A 19,083-nucleotide genomic window follows, 5' to 3' on the forward strand; every position below is an offset into this window, starting at 1 on the left:
GCTCACGGCCGCTCCTGGGGCACGAACCGTACGGAGGTGCCCGGGGCGAGCAGCGCCGCGGGCACGCGCGCGTGGTCCCACAGCACCGCGTCGGTCGTGCCGATGAGCTGCCAGCCGCCCGGCGACGCCCGCGGATACACCCCCGTGTACGGCCCCGCGAGGGCCACCGCCCCCGCGGGCACCGCCGTACGGGGGGTGGCGCGGCGCGGCACCCCGTAGCGGTCCGGCAGGCCCGTCAGATAGCCGAAGCCCGGCGCGAACCCGCAGAAGGCGACCCGGAACTCCGTCCCGGAGTGGATCGCGGCCACCTCACCGGGGCTGACACCCCATAGTGCCGCGACCTCCGCGAGGTCCGGTCCGTCGTAGCGCACCGCCAACTCCACGACGTCCCGCGCGCGGGACCGGGGCGGCGGGACCGACCAGGCCGGGAGCCGGGCCGCCAGCCCCCTCGGATCGTCCAGACCGTCCAGCAGCACCGTTCGGGCCGCGGGGACGATCTCCCGGACCCGCAGCTCCCCGGCGGCGCGGCGGCGCAGCAGTTCGGCGTGCAGGGCCCGCGCCTCCTCACCGCTGTCCAGCTCCACCAGCAGCGCGTGCGCCCCGACCTCCAGCGGCCTCATACGAACGCCTCGACCCGCACCCCGGACCGCTCCAGCTCCGCGCGCACCCGGCGGGCCAGGAGCACCGCCCCGGGGGTGTCGCCGTGCAGGCACAGCGACCGTGCCCGTACCTCGATCTCGCGTCCGCTGTGCGCGACGACCGCGCCCTCGCGCGCGAGCCCCACCGACCGGGTCACGACGGCGTCCGGGTCCGTGACGACGGCACCGTCGAGGCCGCGCGGGACGAGGGTGCCCTCGTCGGTGTAGGCACGGTCCCCGAACGCCTCGGCGACGACCGGCAGTCCGGCCCCCGCGGCGGCCTCCAGCAACCGTGAACCGGGCAGCCCCAGGACCGGCAGCGGCTCCCCGGTGAGGAGCACCCCGTCGACCACGGCACGGGCCTGTTCCCCGTCCCCGACGACCCGGTTGTACAGCGCCCCGTGCGGCTTCACGTACGCCACGCGCGTGCCCGCCGCGCGCGCGAACACCCCGAGCGCGCCTATCTGGTAGGCGACCTCGGCCGTCAGCTCGTCGGACGGCACGTCCATCGCGCGGCGCCCGAACCCCGCCAGGTCGCGGTACGACACCTGGGCGCCGATCCGCACCCCCCGGGCCGCCGCCAGCTCGCACACCCGCCGCATCGTCACGGCGTCCCCGGCGTGGAAGCCGCAGGCCACGTTGGCGCTGGTGACGACGGACAGCAGCTGTTCGTCGTCGGTCAGCGTCCAGCGGCCGAAGCCCTCACCGAGATCGGCGTTGAGGTCGATGACCCCCGTGTGTGCCTCGCTGTGCCGTCCCGCGCGCGTGCGGTCGTCGACGGTGCTCATGGGACCTCTCTCGACCTGGGTGCGGCGGGGTGGGGCGTGGTGGCGGGGTTGGGGCGCGGGGCGCTGGGTTGCGGGCTGGGGTGAGGCGGCGGGGTGCTGGGTGCTGGGTGACGGGAGTGGGGATGAGGGGAGCCGAGTGCCGGTCGCCGCGTGCCGGGGACGGGGCGCGGGTGAGTGGGGGAGCGGGCGGTGTCCTGTCGAGCACGGTAGAGGATCGTTCGACGATCCCTCAATCCCCGACGGAGGCGGGCCGCGGACCCGGTGGCGGCCGGCGTTCCCCCGCGCTCGTCGGCACCCGCGGCCCGCCCCGCCTCGCGCCGCGCTCCCGTGGCGTCGCCCGTGGCTTCTGCGTCGTTTGGGTCGATGTCAGACCGAGGACCTAGGCTGTGCCACGTGACTTCGCCTGCCTCGACGGAATCCGTTCCGCCCCAGCTCAGCGCGGCGGCGCGGCCCGCCCTGGGCCCGGCCGCCGACGAGGGCCTGGCGCGGCGGCTGCGCGCGCTCGCGTGCACGGCCCCGCTGCACGACCTGGACGCCCGCAAGGCCAACCTCGCGGGCGAGTACTCCGGGTACGGCATGGCGGAGGTGGCGCTCGCCGCCATCGACCTGGTCACCCTGAACATGGACTTCGACACCGGCGCCGACCACGAACAGATCGTCGCCCGGCTCGTCCCCCGGATCGCGGCCCAGGCCCCGGCCCGCCCCGGCGAGGAGCACGAGCGGGTCGCCCGCTGGGTCCTGGAGAACCTGATCAACGTCGGCAGTGTCGACCGCGGCTTCCGCGCCGTGTACGGCACCTTCGCGCCGGACGGCACCTATGTGCGCCGGGACTACGACTTCAAGCTCGTCGAGGAGGTCCCCGGCTACGGCGGCGGGGTCTTCCTGCGCACCACCGACGAGGCGGTGAACGTCCTCGTCGGCGCCCTCGACACCGACGTCACCAGCGCGCAGATCGCCGCCGAGGTCAAGCTGGAGGTCCTGATCCGCAGGGGCCGCCTCGCCGACGCCCAACTCGCCGCCGAGCAGGCCCGGTACCGCACGGTGCAGTACTCCGAGACGCTCCGCAGGGCCCTCGACGCCACCCGGCGCAACGTCCGCGCGGTCGACTGGCTCCACGGCGTCCCCGACATGATCGACGAAGCCCTCGACCATGTCGCCGACCGCTACCGCCACGAGAACGCCATCCTCACCAACATCCGCAAGGCGCGGGACGAGTCCGAGGAGCCGGAGCAAAAGCGCCGCGCCGCCGAGCTCGTCGACATCGTCAAGGACTGCATCCGCAGGCACACCCAGCTCCAGTCCCGTCTCCTCGAAGCGGGCCCCCTGTTCCGCGCCGAGCAGGACCGCCAGGCGTTCGCCGCGCCCACCGCGCGCGCGGGACTCGATCTGTACGGCCAGCTCGTGGCCCCCACCCTGCCGCTGCCCGTCGAGCAGGCGAAGCGGGTCACCGACGCGTTCTTCGCCCGGGGCACCGGCCTGCGCACCCCCGTGTCCGTACGGGTGACCGATCTGGTCGACATCCTGCTCACCCCGCCCCAGGAGCGGGAGCATCTCGGCGCCGAGATGCCCGAGCCCGATCTGATCGCGACCCCCGACGACAGCCGGTTCAGCGAGGAACAGTTCGCGAGCGCGCGCCGGCTGCTCGACCTGCCCGCCGACGCCCCCAGGCGGCTGTCCGGGCTGCTCGCCGAGGCCCGGCGCGGCGACCCCGAGCTGCCCTACCTCGTGGCCCTCCTCGCGGTGCACGCGGCGAGCCCCCCGGTCGGTACGGCCTACCGGCAGGGCGAGGAGAAGCTGGTGTTCGCCGTCGACGACGGCACCGAGCTGGACGACATCGAGTTCGGCGGCGCCGACCTCATCGTCGGCACCGCGCTGCTGGACGCGGCGGGCATGGCCGCCGACCGCAAGGAGGCGGCATGAGGAAGCCCCTCCACCCGGCACCCGCACCAGGTCCGACGGCCGTCCCTGGTCGGGCACCCGCCCTTGGTCGGGCCGCCGGTCGGGCACCCGCCGCCGGTCGGGCACCTGCCGCCGGTCCGGCCGCCGGCCGCCGCCCTGCCGTCGCCCTACCCCGCACTCCGTCACACCACCGCACCGAGGAGCACCAGCCGTGAGCGACCACCACGCAGACACCGCCGCGTGGAGCGAGCCGGAGGAGCGGCAGCAGCCCACGGCCGCCGCGCCCGTCACCCCCGCCGACACCGCGGACGCGGCCCGGCTCGTCGCCTTCGGCCTTCAGCCCAAGCTCCAGCCCGCCCGCGACCAGGAGTACGCCGAACTGCTGCGCCGCTACCGGGAGGACCCGCCGTTCGCGCGCCTCGCGGACGCCGTCGCCACCGGGCTCGGACTGATCGTCCTGGAGGTCTCCCCGCGCGCGGGGATGGCCGTCACCGCCGCCGAGGACTCGGTGTTCGCCGTCCGGATGGGCGACTACGCCCGGCGCACCGCCGCCGACTCCGCCGACCGCTTCCTGCACGGCCTCGCCCATCTCGCCGTCGCCGCGCTCGCCTTCCCCCGCCCCGAGGACCTCGCCGACGACGCGTACATCGGCCGTGTCACCGTCAACGGCGTCGACGCGTTCGTCCGGCAGGCGTGCCACCGGCTGGAGGAGCGCGCCGAGGCACAGGGGGAGAACACCGACCCCGCGACCGACGCCCCCGGACTGGAGGCCGCCTGGCGGATCTGGGCCCGCCGCAGCTCGACCGGTGCCACCAAGGACGCCCGCAGACTCGCCGGTTCGACCACCGGGATCGTCGCCAAGGCCGTCGCGTTCCTCACCGAGTCGGGATTCCTCCAGCGCACCGGCGACGACTCCGGGGGCACGTACCGCACCACCGCGCGCTATCAGCTCCAGGTCCGTGACCTGGCGGGCAGTGCCGCGCTGGGCGAGCTGCTGGAGCTGGGGGTGGTCCCCGTGTCGGACGGCACGGCGACGCTGCTGCCCGCCGACGAGGCCGACGACCTGGAGCTGGTCGCCGGGGCGGGCCTCCCGTTCCACTCCTGACGCCCCGCCCCGCCTGTCCGGTACCCCGCCCCCGACGCCAACGTCAACGCCCCGTCCCCGGTACCCGCCCGATCCCACCGCCCTGACCGACCGCCTCCGCCGCCCCGACCGCCCCCGCCCCATCCGCCGGACGCCCCCCTGTGTCCGGGTCCTCGACGAGAGTCCGCCGCCATGTACGAGCTGTCCCGGGTCCGCCTCTACTCCATCGGGCCGGCCGGTGCGCGCTACGCCGACACCGTGCTGGACCTGCGCGGTGTCGGCGCCCCCGTGCCCGACCCCGCCCCCACCCAGGCGGAGTTCTTCGCGGCGGAGCCCGTCGGTCCGCCCCGCCGCCCCGCGCCCGCGGGCGTGCTGTTCCTGGAGAACGGCGGCGGCAAGTCCGTCCTGCTCAAGCTGATCTTCTCGGTGATGCTCCCCGGCCACCGCAACACCCTCGGCGGTGCCAGCTCCGGGGTGCTCCGCAAGTTCCTGCTCGCGGACGACTGCGGCCATGTCGCCCTGGAGTGGCAGCACACCCTGACCGGGGAGTGCGTGGTCGTCGGCAAGGTCAGCGAATGGCGGGGCCGCCAGGTCTCGGGCGACCCCCGCAAGTTCGCCGAGGCGTGGTACTCCCTGCGCCCCGGTCCCGGCCTCGGTCTGGACAATCTGCCGGTCGCCGAGTCCACCGCCGTCCGCCCGCCGGTGGAGGGCGCCTCCGGCGCACAGGGCCGCCGCCGCACCATGAAGGGCTTCCGCGACGCCCTGACCGAGGCGGGCAAGGCATACCCGCACCTCGATGTGCACTGGGAGGAGATCCACGAGCGCTGGACCGAGCACCTCGGTGAACTCGGCCTCGACCCGGAACTCTTCCGCTACCAGCGGGAGATGAACGCCGACGAGGGCGAGGCCGCGGGGCTCTTCGCCGTCAAGAAGGACTCCGACTTCACCGATCTGCTGCTGCGGGCCGTCACCGACACCCGCGACACCGACGGCCTCGCCGACCTCGTCAGCGGCTTCGGGAACAAGCTCGGCCGCCGCGACGAGCTCATCGCCGAACGCGACTTCACCGCGGGGTCCGTCGACCTCCTCGGCCGGATCGTGGACGCCGCGGCCACCCGCGCCCGCGCGCGGGACGTCCACAGCGCCGCCGAACGCCGCACCCGGACCCTCGCCCGCGCGCTGTCCGCCCGGGGCGCGGGCGAACGCCACCGCACCGCCGAACTGGCCCAGCGGGTCACCGCCGCCGCGCACACCGTCACCGAGGCCGACCGGGAGCGCGGCCGTACGGAGCTGATCGCCGCCGAACTCGCCTACCGGCACGCCTCGCTCGCCCTGGCCGCCACCGAGAGGACCGCCGCCGCGCAGAAGCGCGAGCTGGCGGACGCCCGTACGCTGCACGCCGCGTGGCAGGCCGCCGAGAACGTGCTCAGGCACCGTGCCGCGGCCGACCGCTCCGGCCGGGTCGCCGCCGCCATCCTGGAGGCCGAGCGGGACGCGGCCCCCGCGCTCGCCGCCCGCGCGAGGGCCGCCGCCGACCTCGTCCGCGCCCTGCACTCCGCCGCCGAGGGCGCCGAGAACCTGGCCAACGAGGGCGAGGAACGCTCCGCCGTCCTCCAGGAGACCGGGGAGGCCGCCCACCGCGACGCGACCGCCGCCGCCACCGAGGCCCAGCGCGCCCGCAGCGAGGCCGGACATCTGCGCCAGCGGCTCGACGAGGTCGAGCAGGAGACCACCGAGGCCGTCCGCGCAGGCTGGCTCGACGACGCCGCCCCCGACGCCGACCCCGCGCGGGCCGCGCTCGCCGCCAGCGACGCCGAGAAGACCGCCGTCGCCGCCTGGGACGCCGCCCGTGAGACCGCCCACCGCGCCACCGAGGAGGCCCGCGGCACGGCGTCCGCCGAAGCCCGCGCCGAACTCACCGCCGCCCGCGCGGCCGACGCCGCGAGCGCCTCCCAACGCGCCTACGACGCCGAGCGGCTGACCGCCGAGGCCCTCGCCGCGGAGGAACGCCTCGCCGAACTCCTCAGCCTCCCCGGGGCCCCCGTCCGCACCCCGGACGGCGCCGCCGTCCCGCAGCCCCGCAAGGCGGGCGAGCCCCGCACGGGCACACCGGCGGGCGCCCGCCCGGACACCGCCACAGGTCCCGCCACCCAGGGAGGCCGTCCGGGCCACGACGACGGCTCCGCCCCGGACCTGCCCCTGTCACCCGAGGAACTCGACCGGGTCGCCGACGAGCTGCGGCGCCTCCTCGACGACGGCGTGGCCGGCGCCGAACGCCAGCTGTTCGACCTGCGCACCGCCGCCGCCGACGACTCCCGCATCCTCGGCGCCCTCGGTGACGGCGGGCTCCTGCCCCCCGGCCCCGACGTCCTCGCGACCGTCGAGTACCTCGGCGAGCACGGCATCCCCGCCCTGCCCGGCTGGCGCTACCTCGCCCAGGCCGTCGACCCCGCCGACCACGCGCGGGTGCTCGCCGCGCGCCCCGAACTCGTCGACGGCGTCGTCATCACCGACCCCGACACCCACACCCGGGCCCGCGAGACCCTCGCCAGCGCCGCCCTGCTCCCGCGCTCCGCCGTCGCCGTGGGCACCGCCGCCGCCCTCCTCGCGCCCACCCCGGCCAGCGGGACCGGCGACGACTCCGGGGTGTTCCTCGTCCCGCCGAACCCGGCCATGCACGACGAGCACGCCGCCGACGAGGAACGCCAGGCCCTGCGCACCCGCGCCACCGCCCGCGACGAGGAGATCCGCGCACTCGCCGCCCGGCTCGCAGGCGACCGCGAGCTGGCCTCCCGGCTCACCTCCTGGCGCGCGGGATGCCCCGCCGGGCGCCTCACCGAACTCGCCACGGCGGCCCGCCAGGCGCACACCTTCGCCGAGGAGGCCGAGGGCGAACTGGCCGAGGCCCGCACCGCGCGCGCCGAGGCCGAGGAGACCGCCACCGAGGCCGCCCGGCTCCGCGAGGCCCGCCAGGAGACCGCCCAGCGCGCCCGCCGCGCCGCCGACGCCCTCGCGGGCCTCGCCTTCCGGCTGCGGGAACGCGCGGGCTGGCAGGTCAGACTGCGGGAACTCGCCGACGACGCCGTCGAGTCGGAGGCCCGCGCCCAGACCTGTCTGGACCGCGCCCGCGCCGCCGACGAGGACCGCCGCGCCGCGCAGCGCGGCGCCGACGACGCCCGGCGCACCGCCCGCGCCCTGCGCGCCGAACGCGCCGAGATCGCGGGCGCCCCCGACGACCTGTCGGCGCGGACCGCCCCGGACGACGAGGCCCCGAAGGCGTCGCTCCCGGCGCTGCGCGAGGCGTACCGCGCCGCCTCACAGCTCTACGAGAAGGTCGGCGTCGGCGCCGACCTGCGGGCCGAACAGGCCCGTGCCGAGAGCGACGAGAGCGCCGCGCTCGCCGAACTGGACCGTCTCAGCAACAAGGTCCGCACCCGTGCCGCACAGCTCCTCCAGTCACCCGACGGGTCCGACGGCCCGTCCCGGCAGGCCGCCGCCGCCCGCGCGGACGAGCTCGTCCAACTCCTGGAGAACCGCACCTCGCTCGCCAGCGAGCAGCTCGGACGGCTGCGCGGCGAAGCCGAGCGCCACGCCCCCGACGACGGCGGCTCCCACACCGAGCTGCCCGACGAGCTCACACCCAAGGACGCCGAGCACGCCCAGGCCCTGCTGCGGACCGCGACCGGCGAACTCGCCACCCGTACCGGGGCGGTCGCCTCCGCCCGGGAAGCACACACCACCCTGCTGGAGGCGCACCGCGCCGCCGAGGACGCCGCCGGGGGCTTCGACGAGACCGCCGCCCTGCTGCGGGACCTGCTGCGCGACCACCAGGACGACGAGAGCGCCGCGGACACCGCCGAGCCCTACCCGGGCACCCTCGACGAGGCCCGCCGGGCCGCCGCCGAGACCCGGCGGGCACTGCGCGGCTGCGCGACCGACCTGTCCACCGCCGACGGCACGGTGCGCGAGGCGAGCGACACCCTCGTACGGCACGCCAACTCCACCCGCTACGAGCAGGTCCGCACCCCGGCCCGGCAGCAGATCCGTGAACTGCCCGCCGCCGCGCTGCCCGACCACGCGCAGAAGTGGGCCGACGCCTTCGCACCCCGGCTGCGCGTCCTCACCGACGAACTGGCCCAGCTGGAACGCAACCGCGACTCGATCGTGGACCGGCTGCGCGGTCTCGTGGAGTCCGCGCTGGCCACCCTGCGGTCCGCGCAGCGGCTCTCCCGGCTCCCGGAAGGGCTGGGCGAGTGGTCGGGCCAGGAGTTCCTGCGTATCCGCTTCGAGGAGCCCGACCAGACCACCCTCGTGGAACGGCTCGGCGAGGTCATCGACGAGGCCACCCGCGCGGCCCTCCGCAAGAACTCCGATCTGCGGCGGGACGGGATGTCCCTGCTGCTGCGCGGGGTGCAGGCCGCGCTCCAGCCACGCGGGATCTCCGTCGAGATCCTCAAGCCCGACGCCGTGCTGCGCGCGGAGCGGGTGCCCGTCGGACAGATGGGCGACGTCTTCTCCGGCGGTCAGCTGCTGACCGCCGCCATCGCGCTGTACTGCACGATGGCCGCGCTCCGCTCCAACGACCGGGGCCGCGACAAGCACCGGCACGCGGGCACCCTGTTCCTGGACAACCCCATCGGCCGCGCCAACGCCACCTATCTGCTGGAGCTCCAGCGCGCGGTGTCGGACGCGCTCGGTGTGCAGCTGCTCTACACGACCGGTCTCTTCGACACGACCGCGCTGGCGGAGTTCCCCCTGGTGATCCGGCTGCGCAATGACGCCGACCTGCGGGCCGGTCTGAAGTACATCAGCGTCGAGGAACATCTGCGCCCCGGTCTGCCGAACCGGACGGCCTCCGACGAGGGCGTCCATGGCGAGATCACCGCGACCCGGATGTACAAGCGGCCCACCGGAGCGATCTGAGTTCAAAGCCCCCGCCTCGGTGGGCGGCATCCCAGGGCGGCGCCGCGCTCCCACCCCATCCGGCGGGCGGCCCTCAGCCCTTCCGGGGCGGCTCCGGCCGCCCCGGGGCAGTCCCCGGCGCTCCCGGGCCTTCCTGAGGCGGCTCACCCGCGTACGGCGAAACCCCACCCGCGCGACGGACGACCATGCCCCGTCCGCCCGTCCGCCCGTCCGCCCGTCCGCCCGTCCGGATGCCGGTCCGCCCGCCGAACGACCACGGCCGACCGTCTCGCCGCACGGCCACGGCCGACCCGCTCCCGGTGCACCGGCCCGCAGCCCACAACCCATAGTCCGGACGCACGGCCACGGCCGCACCGTCCGGGCGTCACCTACGAGTGGGACAACTGCTGTCCACCGCGCCGCTCGCCGCGTATTCGCGCGCGCTCCGCCGACCTGGCGCGCCGCCGTGCCCGACGCCGCTCACGCCGCAGCGCCCGCGCGGTGCTGCTGGGTATGGACACCACGCCGTGCCGCTGCTTCCACACCTGCCGCGTCACCCAGACGTCGAGCACGCCCCAGGTCGCGACCACCGTGCTGGCCACGCTGCTCAGCACCATCGGGAACGCGAGCCACGACCCCGCGAGGGTGCAGAAGAAGGCGACCATCGCCTGAATCAGCGTCAGCGACACGATGATCACCGCCCGCACCGCCGCCGTACGCACCGGGTCCGCCATCCGGAACCTGTTCGCGGGCTCCTCGACCCACAGCGCCCTCGCGGAGGGCGCCGCACGGCCGTCCCCCGCGCCGCCCGCACGGCGAGCCCCCCGGGCTCCCTCGGCCCCGCCCCCCGCGCCGGGACGGACGGCCGCGGCCCCCCGGACGGCCGACGGCTGCCGCTCTGCCGTGTTCATGACCTCGTCACTCCCCACCGTTCACCGGCCAACCCCCTGGTGCCACAGGCATCGACACCCAAGTGGCTGCCCGTCTTGCTCTGTTTTACGCCACCTGGGAGCGGCATGGGGCGGATGTGATCCATTGGAGACCTGCGGACCTCCACGCCTTGTTCCCCCCGGCGTCCGCCCCACTCGTCCCTCGGTGATCCCGCCCCGTGACCCAACTCCTGTGAGGTAGACGAACGAACGGCCGCGAAGATTCCCTGGGGGCGAACGTTTTCAGCCAAGTGATCGTGAATAATGTGTGCGTCGGCCCCGCTTCCTGGCCGTCCGAACCGGGCAGAAATCTGCCCTCATACCCGGACAACTCATGATCAGGACCGCTGGTCGCGACGCAAAAGCATCCGGACACGTCTTCGAGTTGTTCCCACGTGAGTAGTAGGCTCACGCCGTTTCTTGACGCACCTGTGTATCCCCCCTGAGCGGGGGCTCGATGTGGGGGAGGCCATGCGCTTTCGCGGGAAGTCGATCCGTCGGAAGATCGTGGCATTGTTGCTCGTGCCGCTTGTCTCCCTGACCGCCCTGTGGAGCTTCTCCACGATCATCACCAGCCGTGAGGCGGTCCGTCTGCTCACGGTCGCCGAGGTGGTCGACAAGATCGGCTACCCCATCGAGGACATGGTCCAGGCGGTGCAGGAGGAACGGCGCCAGTCCCTGACCTACCTCGCCGACCCCCGGGCCTCCGAAGCCCTGTCCGACCTGCGGCTGTTGCGCGGACGTACCGACAAGCTCGTGGCGAAGATCCGCGGCAACGCGACCGACTCCGGTGTCGCCGAGGACCTGGACACCGAGTCCCGCGGCCGGCTCAGCGCACTCCTCGACGCGCTCGACGGCCTCGAATCGCTGCGCCACGCGGTCGAGGAGGGAACCGTCAGCCGCAGCACCGCGCTCGACCTCTACAACCGGCTGATCGACCCGAGCTACGCCCTGCTGATGACCGTCCACGGTCTCGACGACCCCGAGATGGACAAGCAGGGCCGCGCCCTCGTCGGTCTCGCCCGCGCCCGTGAACTGCTCTCCCGTGAGGACGCCCTGCTCGGCTCGGCCCTCGCCGCCCGACGCCTGACCCGGCACGAGATCCGTGACATCTCCGACCTCGTGGCGCAGCGGACCCTCCTCTACGAGGTGAACCTGACCCTGCTGCCCGAGGCGGAACGCGTCCGCTACGAGCGCTTCTGGCGCAGCGCCGACGCCACCCCGCTGCGGGTCGCCGAGGAGTCCGTCTCCGCCGCGTCCCCGGGCGCGGCGAGCATGTTCACCGCGGCGAGCTGGAACCGCGCCACCGATGCCGTCCTCGACGAGCTGGCCACCCGCAACGCCGCCGCCAACGACCGCTACCAGGACCGCGTCCACCCCATCGCCGTCGGGGTCATCGCCCGCGCGGTCATCGCCGGCATCCTCGGCCTCATCGCCCTGCTGTTCTCCGTCTTCCTCTCCGTACGGGTGGGCCGCGGTCTCATCCGCGACCTGCGCACCCTGCGCCTGGACGCCCATGAGGCGTCCGGCGTGCGGCTGCCCGGCGTCATGCGGCGCCTCGCGGCCGGCGAACAGGTCGACGTCGAGACGGAAGCACCCCGGCTGGAGTTCGGCAAGGACGAGATAGGCCAGGTCGGACTCGCCCTGAACACCCTTCAGCGCGCCGCCGTCGAAGCCACCGTCAAACAGGCCGAATTGCGGCACGGTGTCTCCGACGTCTTCGTGAACCTCGCCCGCCGCAGCCAGGTCCTGCTGCACAAGCAGCTCACTCTCCTCGACACGATGGAACGCCGCACCGAGGACACCGACGAACTGGCGGACCTCTTCCGCCTCGACCACCTCACCACCCGGATGCGCCGCCACGCCGAGGGCCTCGTCATCCTCTCCGGCGCCGCCCCGTCCCGGCAGTGGCGCAAGCCCGTCCAGCTCATGGACGTCGTCCGCGCGTCCGTCGGCGAGGTCGAGGACTACGAGCGCATCGAGGTCCGCCGGCTGCCGAGGATCGCCGTGACCGGTCCCGCCGTCGCCGACCTCACCCATCTCGTCGCGGAACTCCTGGAGAACGCGACCCTCTACTCACCGCCGCACACCGCGGTCCAGGTCCACGGCGACTACGTCGCCAACGGCTTCACCCTGGAGATCCACGACCGGGGCCTCGGCATGGCGAGCGACGCGCTCCTCGACGCGAACCTCCGGCTCTCCGAGACCCCCGAGTTCGAACTCTCCGACACCGACCGGCTCGGCCTCTTCGTGGTGAGCCGTCTCGCCCAGCGCCAGAACGTCCGCGTCTCGCTCCAGCCGTCGCCGTACGGAGGCACGACCGCCGTCGTGTTCCTGCCCGAGACCCTGCTCACCGACGCCGGCGGCATCACCGCCGCCGACGCCGAGGACGCGGGTCTGCGCACCGGACGGTCCCTCGCCGAGGCGGGGAGCCGCCCCGCGCTCGGCAGGTCCGCCGCGAAGCTCCCCGGACTGCCCCCCTCCCTGCTCGACGTCCCCGTCGAACTGGAAGCACCCGTCGGCTCCGCGGACGACATCGAGATGTTCCCCGCCCGCCGCAGGGACAACGAACGCGAACACGCGCTGCTCGGCCCGCGCCGCACCGTCACCGCGCTCCCGGACGACCAGCAGCCCGCCGAGGACCCCGACGGCGCCACGCGGGGCTCCGACGACGAACGCCTCGGTGGCGCGGTCCCGCTGCCCCGTCGGCACACCCCCAAACTCGTGAGCTCCCACGGTCGGCCCGTCGTGGACCCCGAGCACCGCGTACCCGACCCCGCCGCGGACCGCCCCACCCCCGAGACCCCCACCACCGCGCCGGTCCTGCCGCGCCGCCGCCGTTTCCCGGAGGCCACCACGAGCACCCCCGCGCGCGGCGGTGACGCCGCACCCCCCAGCGCCTCCCCACGCGGCGCCGCACCCGACCGCGGCGCACCCGGCCTGGCCCGGCTCGACCGGGTCACCGGCGAACGGGTCCCCCGCGCCGGTGACGGCCCGGCCGAACCCGCCGACGGAGCACTGCCCCGCCGGGTCCGCCAGGCCAATCTCGCCCCCCAGCTCAAGAAGGCCCCCACCCGCCGAGGCGGCGGCGGGCCGGTCCGTCCCGCCGAGGAGCGGGACGCCGACGAAGTACGCAGCCGTATGGCCTCGCTCCAGCGCGGGTGGGCACGCGGCCGTGAGGAGAACGCCGAGGGCGACACCGCCCCGGACGGCACAGCACAGGGAACGACATCTGAGGGGGACGGTCGATGACCGCACCGAAGGCCGACGGGCTCGACAGCCCCGGGGGGAACAACGATCTGAACTGGCTGCTCGACGAACTCGTCGAACGCGTCGCCAGCATCCGCAAGGCACTCGTCCTGTCCGGCGACGGCCTGCCCACCGGGGTCTCGCAGGGCCTCACCCGGGAGGACAGCGAACACCTGGCCGCCGTCGCGTCCGGCTTCCACAGCCTCGCCAAGGGTGTGGGACGCCACTTCGACGCGGGCAGCGTCCGCCAGACCGTGGTGGAACTCGACGACGCGTTCCTCTTCGTCACCGCCGCCGGGGACGGCAGCTGTCTCGCCGTGCTGTCCGACGCGGACTCCGACGTGGGACAGGTCGCCTACGAGATGACCCTGCTCGTCAAGCGGGTCGGCGTGCATCTGGGGGCCGCTCCGCGCACCGGTCTGCCCGCGGGAGGGTAGTGGGATGACATGAGACCAGACGGTCAGGGACCCCCCCACTGGTTCGACGACGACGCCGGCCCCGTGGTACGCCCGTACGCCATGACCCGGGGCCGTACCACCAGCGCCGCACAGCACCGCCTCGATCTCATCGCGGTGGTCGTCACCGAACCTCACACCGCCGACCCGGAGGCCGACCAGACCCTCTCCCCGGAACATGTCGACATCGTCGAGCTGTGCCGCGACACGCCCCAGTCCGTCGCCGAACTCGCGGCGGAACTCGACCTCCCGATCGGCGTGGTACGCGTCCTCATCGGGGACCTCGTCGACGACGAACTCGTCCATGTGACCCGTCCCGTACCGCCCGCCGAACTGCCGGACGAGAGTATTCTGCGCGACGTGATCAACGGCCTCCGGGCGCTCTGAACAGCGCGGCAGCGGGGAGAACGACATGACGGGCTGGCAGTTCTGGGTCGACCGCGGTGGCACCTTCACCGATATCGTCGCGCGTCGCCCCGACGGCCGCCTCCTCACCCGTAAACTCCTGTCCGCCCACCCCGAAGCGGCCCAGGACCCCGCCCCGGCCACCGACGACCCACCGTCGGCCGCCGCGGCGCCCGCCGCCCCCGGCGCCGACGCAGCCGTCGAGGGCATCCGCCGCATCCTGCGCGACCACCCCTCCGACGCCGATGCCGCCGTCGAATCCGTCCGCATGGGCACCACCGTCGCCACCAACGCCCTCCTCGAACGCACCGGGGAACGCACCGCCCTGGTCATCACCCGTGGCTTCCACGACGCCCTGCGCATCGCCTACCAGAACCGGCCGCGGATCTTCGACCGTGAGATCGTCCTGCCGCCACCGCTGTACGAACGGGTCATCGAGGTCGACGAACGCGTCACCGCCCAGGGCGAGGTCCTGCGCCCGCCCGACCTCGACGCCCTCGAAGGCCCCCTGCGCGCCGCCCACGCCGACGGCATCCGCGCGCTCGCCGTCGTCTGCGCGCACAGCCACCAGCACCCCGCCCACGAACAGCGGGTGGGCGAACTGGCCGCCCGGATCGGCTTCCCGCAGATCTCACTGTCCAGCGAGGTCAGCCCACTGATGAAGCTCGTCCCGCGCGGGGACACCGCGGTCGCCGACGCCTATCTCTCGCCCGTGCTGCGCCGCTATGTACGGGGGCTGGCGCACGACCTCGACGCGACCGGCGATCCGGACGCCCCCGGCGGCCCGCGACTGATGTTCATGCAGTCCAACGGCGGACTCACCGACGCCGGACAGTTCCGCGGCAAGGACGCCGTACTGTCCGGACCGGCCGGCGGCATCGTCGGGATGGCCCGGATGTCGCAGCTCGCGGGCTACGACCGGGTCATCGGCTTCGACATGGGCGGCACCTCCACCGATGTCTCCCACTACGCGGGCGCCTACGAACGCGTCTTCACGACCACCGTCGCCGGGGTCCGGCTGCGGGCGCCGATGCTCGACATCCACACCGTCGCCGCGGGCGGCGGCTCCGTACTGCGCTTCGACGGCAGCCGCTACCGCGTGGGCCCCGACTCCGCCGGAGCCGTACCCGGCCCCGCCTGCTACCGCGCCGGGGGACCGCTCACCGTCACCGACGCCAACGTCGCCCTCGGCCGCATCCAGACCGCGCACTTCCCGCACGTCTTCGGCTCCGGCCGCGACCAGCCCCTCGACGCGGCCCTCGTCCGCGACCGCTTCACCGCGCTCGCCGCCGACATCACCCGCCGCACCGGCGACGACCGCACCCCCGAACAGGTCGCCGAGGGCTACCTCAGGATCGCCGTCGCCAATATCGCGGGCGCCGTCAAACGCATCTCCGTGCAGAAGGGCCACGACGTCACCCGCTACGCCCTGACGACCTTCGGCGGAGCCGGCGGCCAGCACGCCTGCATGGTCGCGGACTCGCTGGGCATCCGCACGGTGCTCGTCCCACCCCTGGCCGGAGTGCTCTCCGCCCTGGGCATCGGGCTCGCGGACACCACCGCCATGCGTGAACGCTCCGTCGAGACGGAACTCGGACCCCGCGCCATGCCCCGCGTCCTCGCGACCGCCGACGAACTGGAACAGGCCGCCCGCGGCCGGCTGCGCGCCGAAGGAGTACCCGACGACCGCGTCCGGGTCACCCGGCGCGCCCAGCTCCGCTACGACGGCACGGACACCGCCCTCACCGTCGATCTCACCGAACCCGGCCCGATGGCCCAGGCGTTCGAGGACCGCCATCGCGACATGTACTCCTTCGCCCTCGACCGCCCCGTCGTCGTCGAATCCCTCTCCGTGGAAGCCACCGGCCTCACCGAACCCCCCGATCTGTCCACCCTCACCGAGCACCCCACCGCACCCGGCCCCCCGCACACCGCGGCCCTGCACACCGGCGGCACCTGGCACGACGTACCCCTGCTGCGCCGTGCGCAGCTGCCGCCCGGCCGCACCGTCACCGGACCGGCGGTCATCACCGAGGACGGCGCGACCACCGTCGTCGACGACGGCTGGCGGGCGACCCCGCACCCCCTGGGCCACCTGATCCTGGAACGGGCCGTCCCGCCCGGGAGTTCCCGGCCGGGGACCGAGGCCGACCCGGTGCTCCTCGAACTCTTCAACAACCTGTTCATGTCCATCGCCGAACAGATGGGCGCCCGGCTGGAGTCCACCGCCCAGTCCGTCAACATCAAGGAACGCCTGGACTTCTCCTGCGCGCTGTTCGACCCCGAGGGCAACCTCGTCGCCAACGCCCCGCACATCCCCGTGCACCTCGGCTCGATGGGCACCAGCGTCCAGGAGGTCATCGGCAGACGCGGCACCACCATGCGTCCCGGCGACACCTACGCGGTGAACGACCCCTACCACGGGGGCACCCACCTGCCCGATGTCACCGTCATCACCCCCGTGTTCGACCCGGCGGGGGAACACCTCCTCTTCCACGTCGCCTCACGCGGCCACCACGCCGAGATCGGCGGCATCGCCCCCGGCTCGATGCCCGCCGACAGCCGCACCCTCGACGAGGAAGGCGTCCTCCTCGACAACTGGCTCCTCACCGAGGACGGACGCCTCCGCGAGGACGAGACCCTGCGCCTGCTCACCGAGGCCCCCCACCCCTCACGTGACCCGCGCACCAACCTGGCCGACCTGCGCGCCCAGATCGCCGCCAACCAGAAGGGCGTCGACGAGGTCCGGCGCATGATCGACGACTTCGGCATCGATGTCGTCCAGGCGTACATGCGACACGTCCAGGACAACGCCGAGGAATCCGTACGCCGTGTCATCGACGCCCTGGACGACGGCGAGTACGGCTACGAGACCGACTCCGGCGCCGTCATCCACGTACGGGTCACCGTCGACCGCGCGGACCGCTCCGCGACGGTCGACTTCACCGGCACCTCACCCCAGCTCGCCACCAACTTCAACGCCCCCTACGCGGTCGTCAACGCCGCGGTCCTGTACGTGTTCCGCACCCTCGTCGCCGACGACATCCCGCTGAACGACGGCTGTCTGCGCCCGCTGCGCATCGTCGTCCCACCCGGCAGTCTCCTCGCCCCACGACCGCCCGCCGCGGTCGTCGCGGGCAACGTCGAGACCTCACAGGCCATCACCGGCGCCCTGTACGGGGCACTCGGCGTCCAGGCGGAGGGCTCCGGCACCATGAACAACGTGACGTTCGGCAACGACCGCCACCAGTACTACGAGACGGTGGCCTCGGGCTCCGGCGCGGGGGACGGCTTCCACGGCGCGTCCGTCGTGCAGACCCATATGACCAACTCACGGCTCACCGACCCCGAGGTCCTGGAGTGGCGGCTGCCCGTCCTCCTGGAGGAGTTCTCCGTCCGGCACGGCAGCGGGGGAGCGGGCCGCTGGCACGGCGGTGACGGCGCGCTGCGGCGCATCAGGTTCCTGGAGCCCATGACCGTGTCCCTCCTGGCGCAGCACCGCAGGATCGCGCCCTACGGCCTCGCGGGCGGCGCGCCGGGCGCGCTCGGCACCTCCCGCGTCGAACGGGCCGACGGCACCGTGCAGCCGCTCGACGGCAGCGATTCGGTGACGGTCGGCCCAGGCGACGTACTCGTCGTCGAGACACCGGGCGGCGGCGGGTATGGTCCACCGACGCTCAATTCCACCGAGGCAGGAGAAGAAAGCGATGATCCTGGGGCGTACTGAGCGCGGCAAGGCCCCCATAGAACCCGTCACGCTCAAGATCCTCGTGGCGGGCGGCTTCGGTGTGGGCAAGACGACCCTGGTCGGCGCGGTCAGCGAGATCAAGCCACTGCGCACCGAGGAGACCCTGAGCGAGGCGGGTCGTCCGATCGACGACATCAGTGGCGTCGAGGGCAAGACCACCACCACCGTGGCGATGGACTTCGGCCGCATCACCGTCCGCGAGGACCTGGTGCTGTATCTGTTCGGCACCCCCGGACAGGACCGGTTCTGGTTCCTGTGGGACGAGTTGGCCACCGGGGCACTGGGCGCCGTCGTCCTCGCCGACACCCGCCGCCTGGAGGACTGCTTCGCGGCCGTCGACTACTTCGAACGACGGCACATACCCTTCGTGGTCGGCGTCAACTGTTTCGAGGGCGCGGCCCGTTACCCCGCCGACTCGGTACGCCAGGCACTCGACCTCGACAGCGCCGTCCCGGTCGTCCTGTGCGACGCGCGGGACCGTGAATCCGTGAAGGACGTCCTCATCGACGTGGTCGAGCACGCGATGAAGCTCGCGGCCTCCCGGCGGGCGGCCGCCACGGCCACCTGATCCCCCACGCCCGCGCACGGCCCCCCGGGCCCGCCCACGCGCGTCACGGCACCCTTCCCGGCTTGAACGCCCCTTGGGCCGCACAGTCGTCCACGAGGGGCGCAGCGCGCCCCGTACGGCCGCACCGGGCACCGCGGACGCCCGGACGTGAACCCCCGCGGCACGGCGTCCCGGCCGGGCCGCGGCACGCCACGCCACGACCGTCGGCGGCCCCTGCGCGACAGCGTCCCCGGGCAGACGGCCGGGCCACAGGAGAACCGCACAGGGGTGAATTGCGTCAGGTCTATTCGGTGAGGGTGGCCGGGGCCGACGGGGGTGGTTCCGGCCACCCTCACCCTGCGGCCCCGCCCCCCGGCCGGCCCCGGCCCGCCGCCCCGTCGCACCCCGCGACGCCCCTTGGAACGGACGCGAAAGGCAC

Annotated in this window: 11 protein-coding genes; 8 read left to right on the forward strand and 3 right to left on the reverse strand. The window is 74.1% G+C overall.

Annotation, left to right across the window (positions count from 1 at the left end; all coding sequences use genetic code 11):
• Window positions 1-2: 2 nt before the first annotated feature.
• Together OG711_RS32735 and OG711_RS32740 are read right to left on the reverse strand one after the other, a co-directional pair.
• Window positions 3-620: a 5-oxoprolinase subunit B family protein gene (locus tag OG711_RS32735; protein WP_329562152.1), complete on the reverse strand. Its 618-nt coding sequence runs from the start codon at window positions 618-620 to the stop codon at window positions 3-5.
• Window positions 617-1,426: a LamB/YcsF family protein gene (locus OG711_RS32740; RefSeq protein WP_329562154.1), complete on the reverse strand. Its 810-nt coding sequence runs from the start codon at window positions 1,424-1,426 to the stop codon at window positions 617-619. Before OG711_RS32740 ends, OG711_RS32735 begins: the two co-directional genes overlap by 4 nt.
• A 393-nt stretch (window positions 1,427-1,819) precedes the next feature.
• Here OG711_RS32740 and OG711_RS32745 point away from each other — a divergent pair, with 393 nt between their 5' ends.
• From OG711_RS32745 to OG711_RS32755, 3 genes are all read left to right on the forward strand, one after another.
• Window positions 1,820-3,346: a hypothetical protein gene (locus OG711_RS32745; protein ID WP_329562156.1), complete on the forward strand. Its 1,527-nt coding sequence runs from the start codon at window positions 1,820-1,822 to the stop codon at window positions 3,344-3,346.
• Between the two features lie 190 nt (window positions 3,347-3,536).
• Window positions 3,537-4,430: a hypothetical protein gene (locus OG711_RS32750; RefSeq protein ID WP_073791779.1), complete on the forward strand. Its 894-nt coding sequence runs from the start codon at window positions 3,537-3,539 to the stop codon at window positions 4,428-4,430.
• 171 nt (window positions 4,431-4,601) lie between these two features.
• Window positions 4,602-9,332, forward strand: coding sequence for a coiled-coil domain-containing protein (locus tag OG711_RS32755; RefSeq protein ID WP_329562159.1), 4,731 nt, complete (start codon window positions 4,602-4,604; stop codon window positions 9,330-9,332).
• A 368-nt stretch (window positions 9,333-9,700) separates the two neighbouring features.
• Here OG711_RS32755 and OG711_RS32760 read toward each other — a convergent pair whose 3' ends face one another.
• Window positions 9,701-10,222, reverse strand: coding sequence for a hypothetical protein (locus tag OG711_RS32760; protein ID WP_073791775.1), 522 nt, complete (start codon window positions 10,220-10,222; stop codon window positions 9,701-9,703).
• Window positions 10,223-10,711: 489 nt separating this feature from the next.
• Here OG711_RS32760 and OG711_RS32765 point away from each other — a divergent pair, with 489 nt between their 5' ends.
• From OG711_RS32765 to OG711_RS32785, 5 genes are read left to right on the forward strand one after another with little or no spacing between them, the layout of a single operon-like run.
• Complete coding sequence (locus OG711_RS32765) at window positions 10,712-13,492, forward strand: nitrate- and nitrite sensing domain-containing protein (RefSeq protein WP_329562161.1); 2,781 nt, start codon at window positions 10,712-10,714, stop codon at window positions 13,490-13,492.
• Window positions 13,489-13,926, forward strand: a complete 438-nt coding sequence (locus OG711_RS32770) for a roadblock/LC7 domain-containing protein (RefSeq protein ID WP_073791771.1) — start codon at window positions 13,489-13,491, stop codon at window positions 13,924-13,926. The genes OG711_RS32765 and OG711_RS32770 overlap by 4 nt, the downstream gene beginning before the upstream one ends.
• A 9-nt stretch (window positions 13,927-13,935) precedes the next feature.
• Window positions 13,936-14,331, forward strand: coding sequence for a DUF742 domain-containing protein (locus tag OG711_RS32775; protein ID WP_073791769.1), 396 nt, complete (start codon window positions 13,936-13,938; stop codon window positions 14,329-14,331).
• Window positions 14,332-14,356: 25 nt separating this feature from the next.
• Window positions 14,357-18,076, forward strand: a complete 3,720-nt coding sequence (locus OG711_RS32780; RefSeq protein WP_329562165.1) for a hydantoinase B/oxoprolinase family protein — start codon at window positions 14,357-14,359, stop codon at window positions 18,074-18,076.
• Window positions 18,057-18,665: a GTP-binding protein gene (locus OG711_RS32785; protein WP_073791764.1), complete on the forward strand. Its 609-nt coding sequence runs from the start codon at window positions 18,057-18,059 to the stop codon at window positions 18,663-18,665. The genes OG711_RS32780 and OG711_RS32785 overlap by 20 nt, the downstream gene beginning before the upstream one ends.
• Window positions 18,666-19,083 lie beyond the last annotated feature (418 nt).

The organism is Streptomyces uncialis, assembly GCF_036250755.1.
Lineage (GTDB): Bacteria > Actinomycetota > Actinomycetes > Streptomycetales > Streptomycetaceae > Streptomyces > Streptomyces uncialis.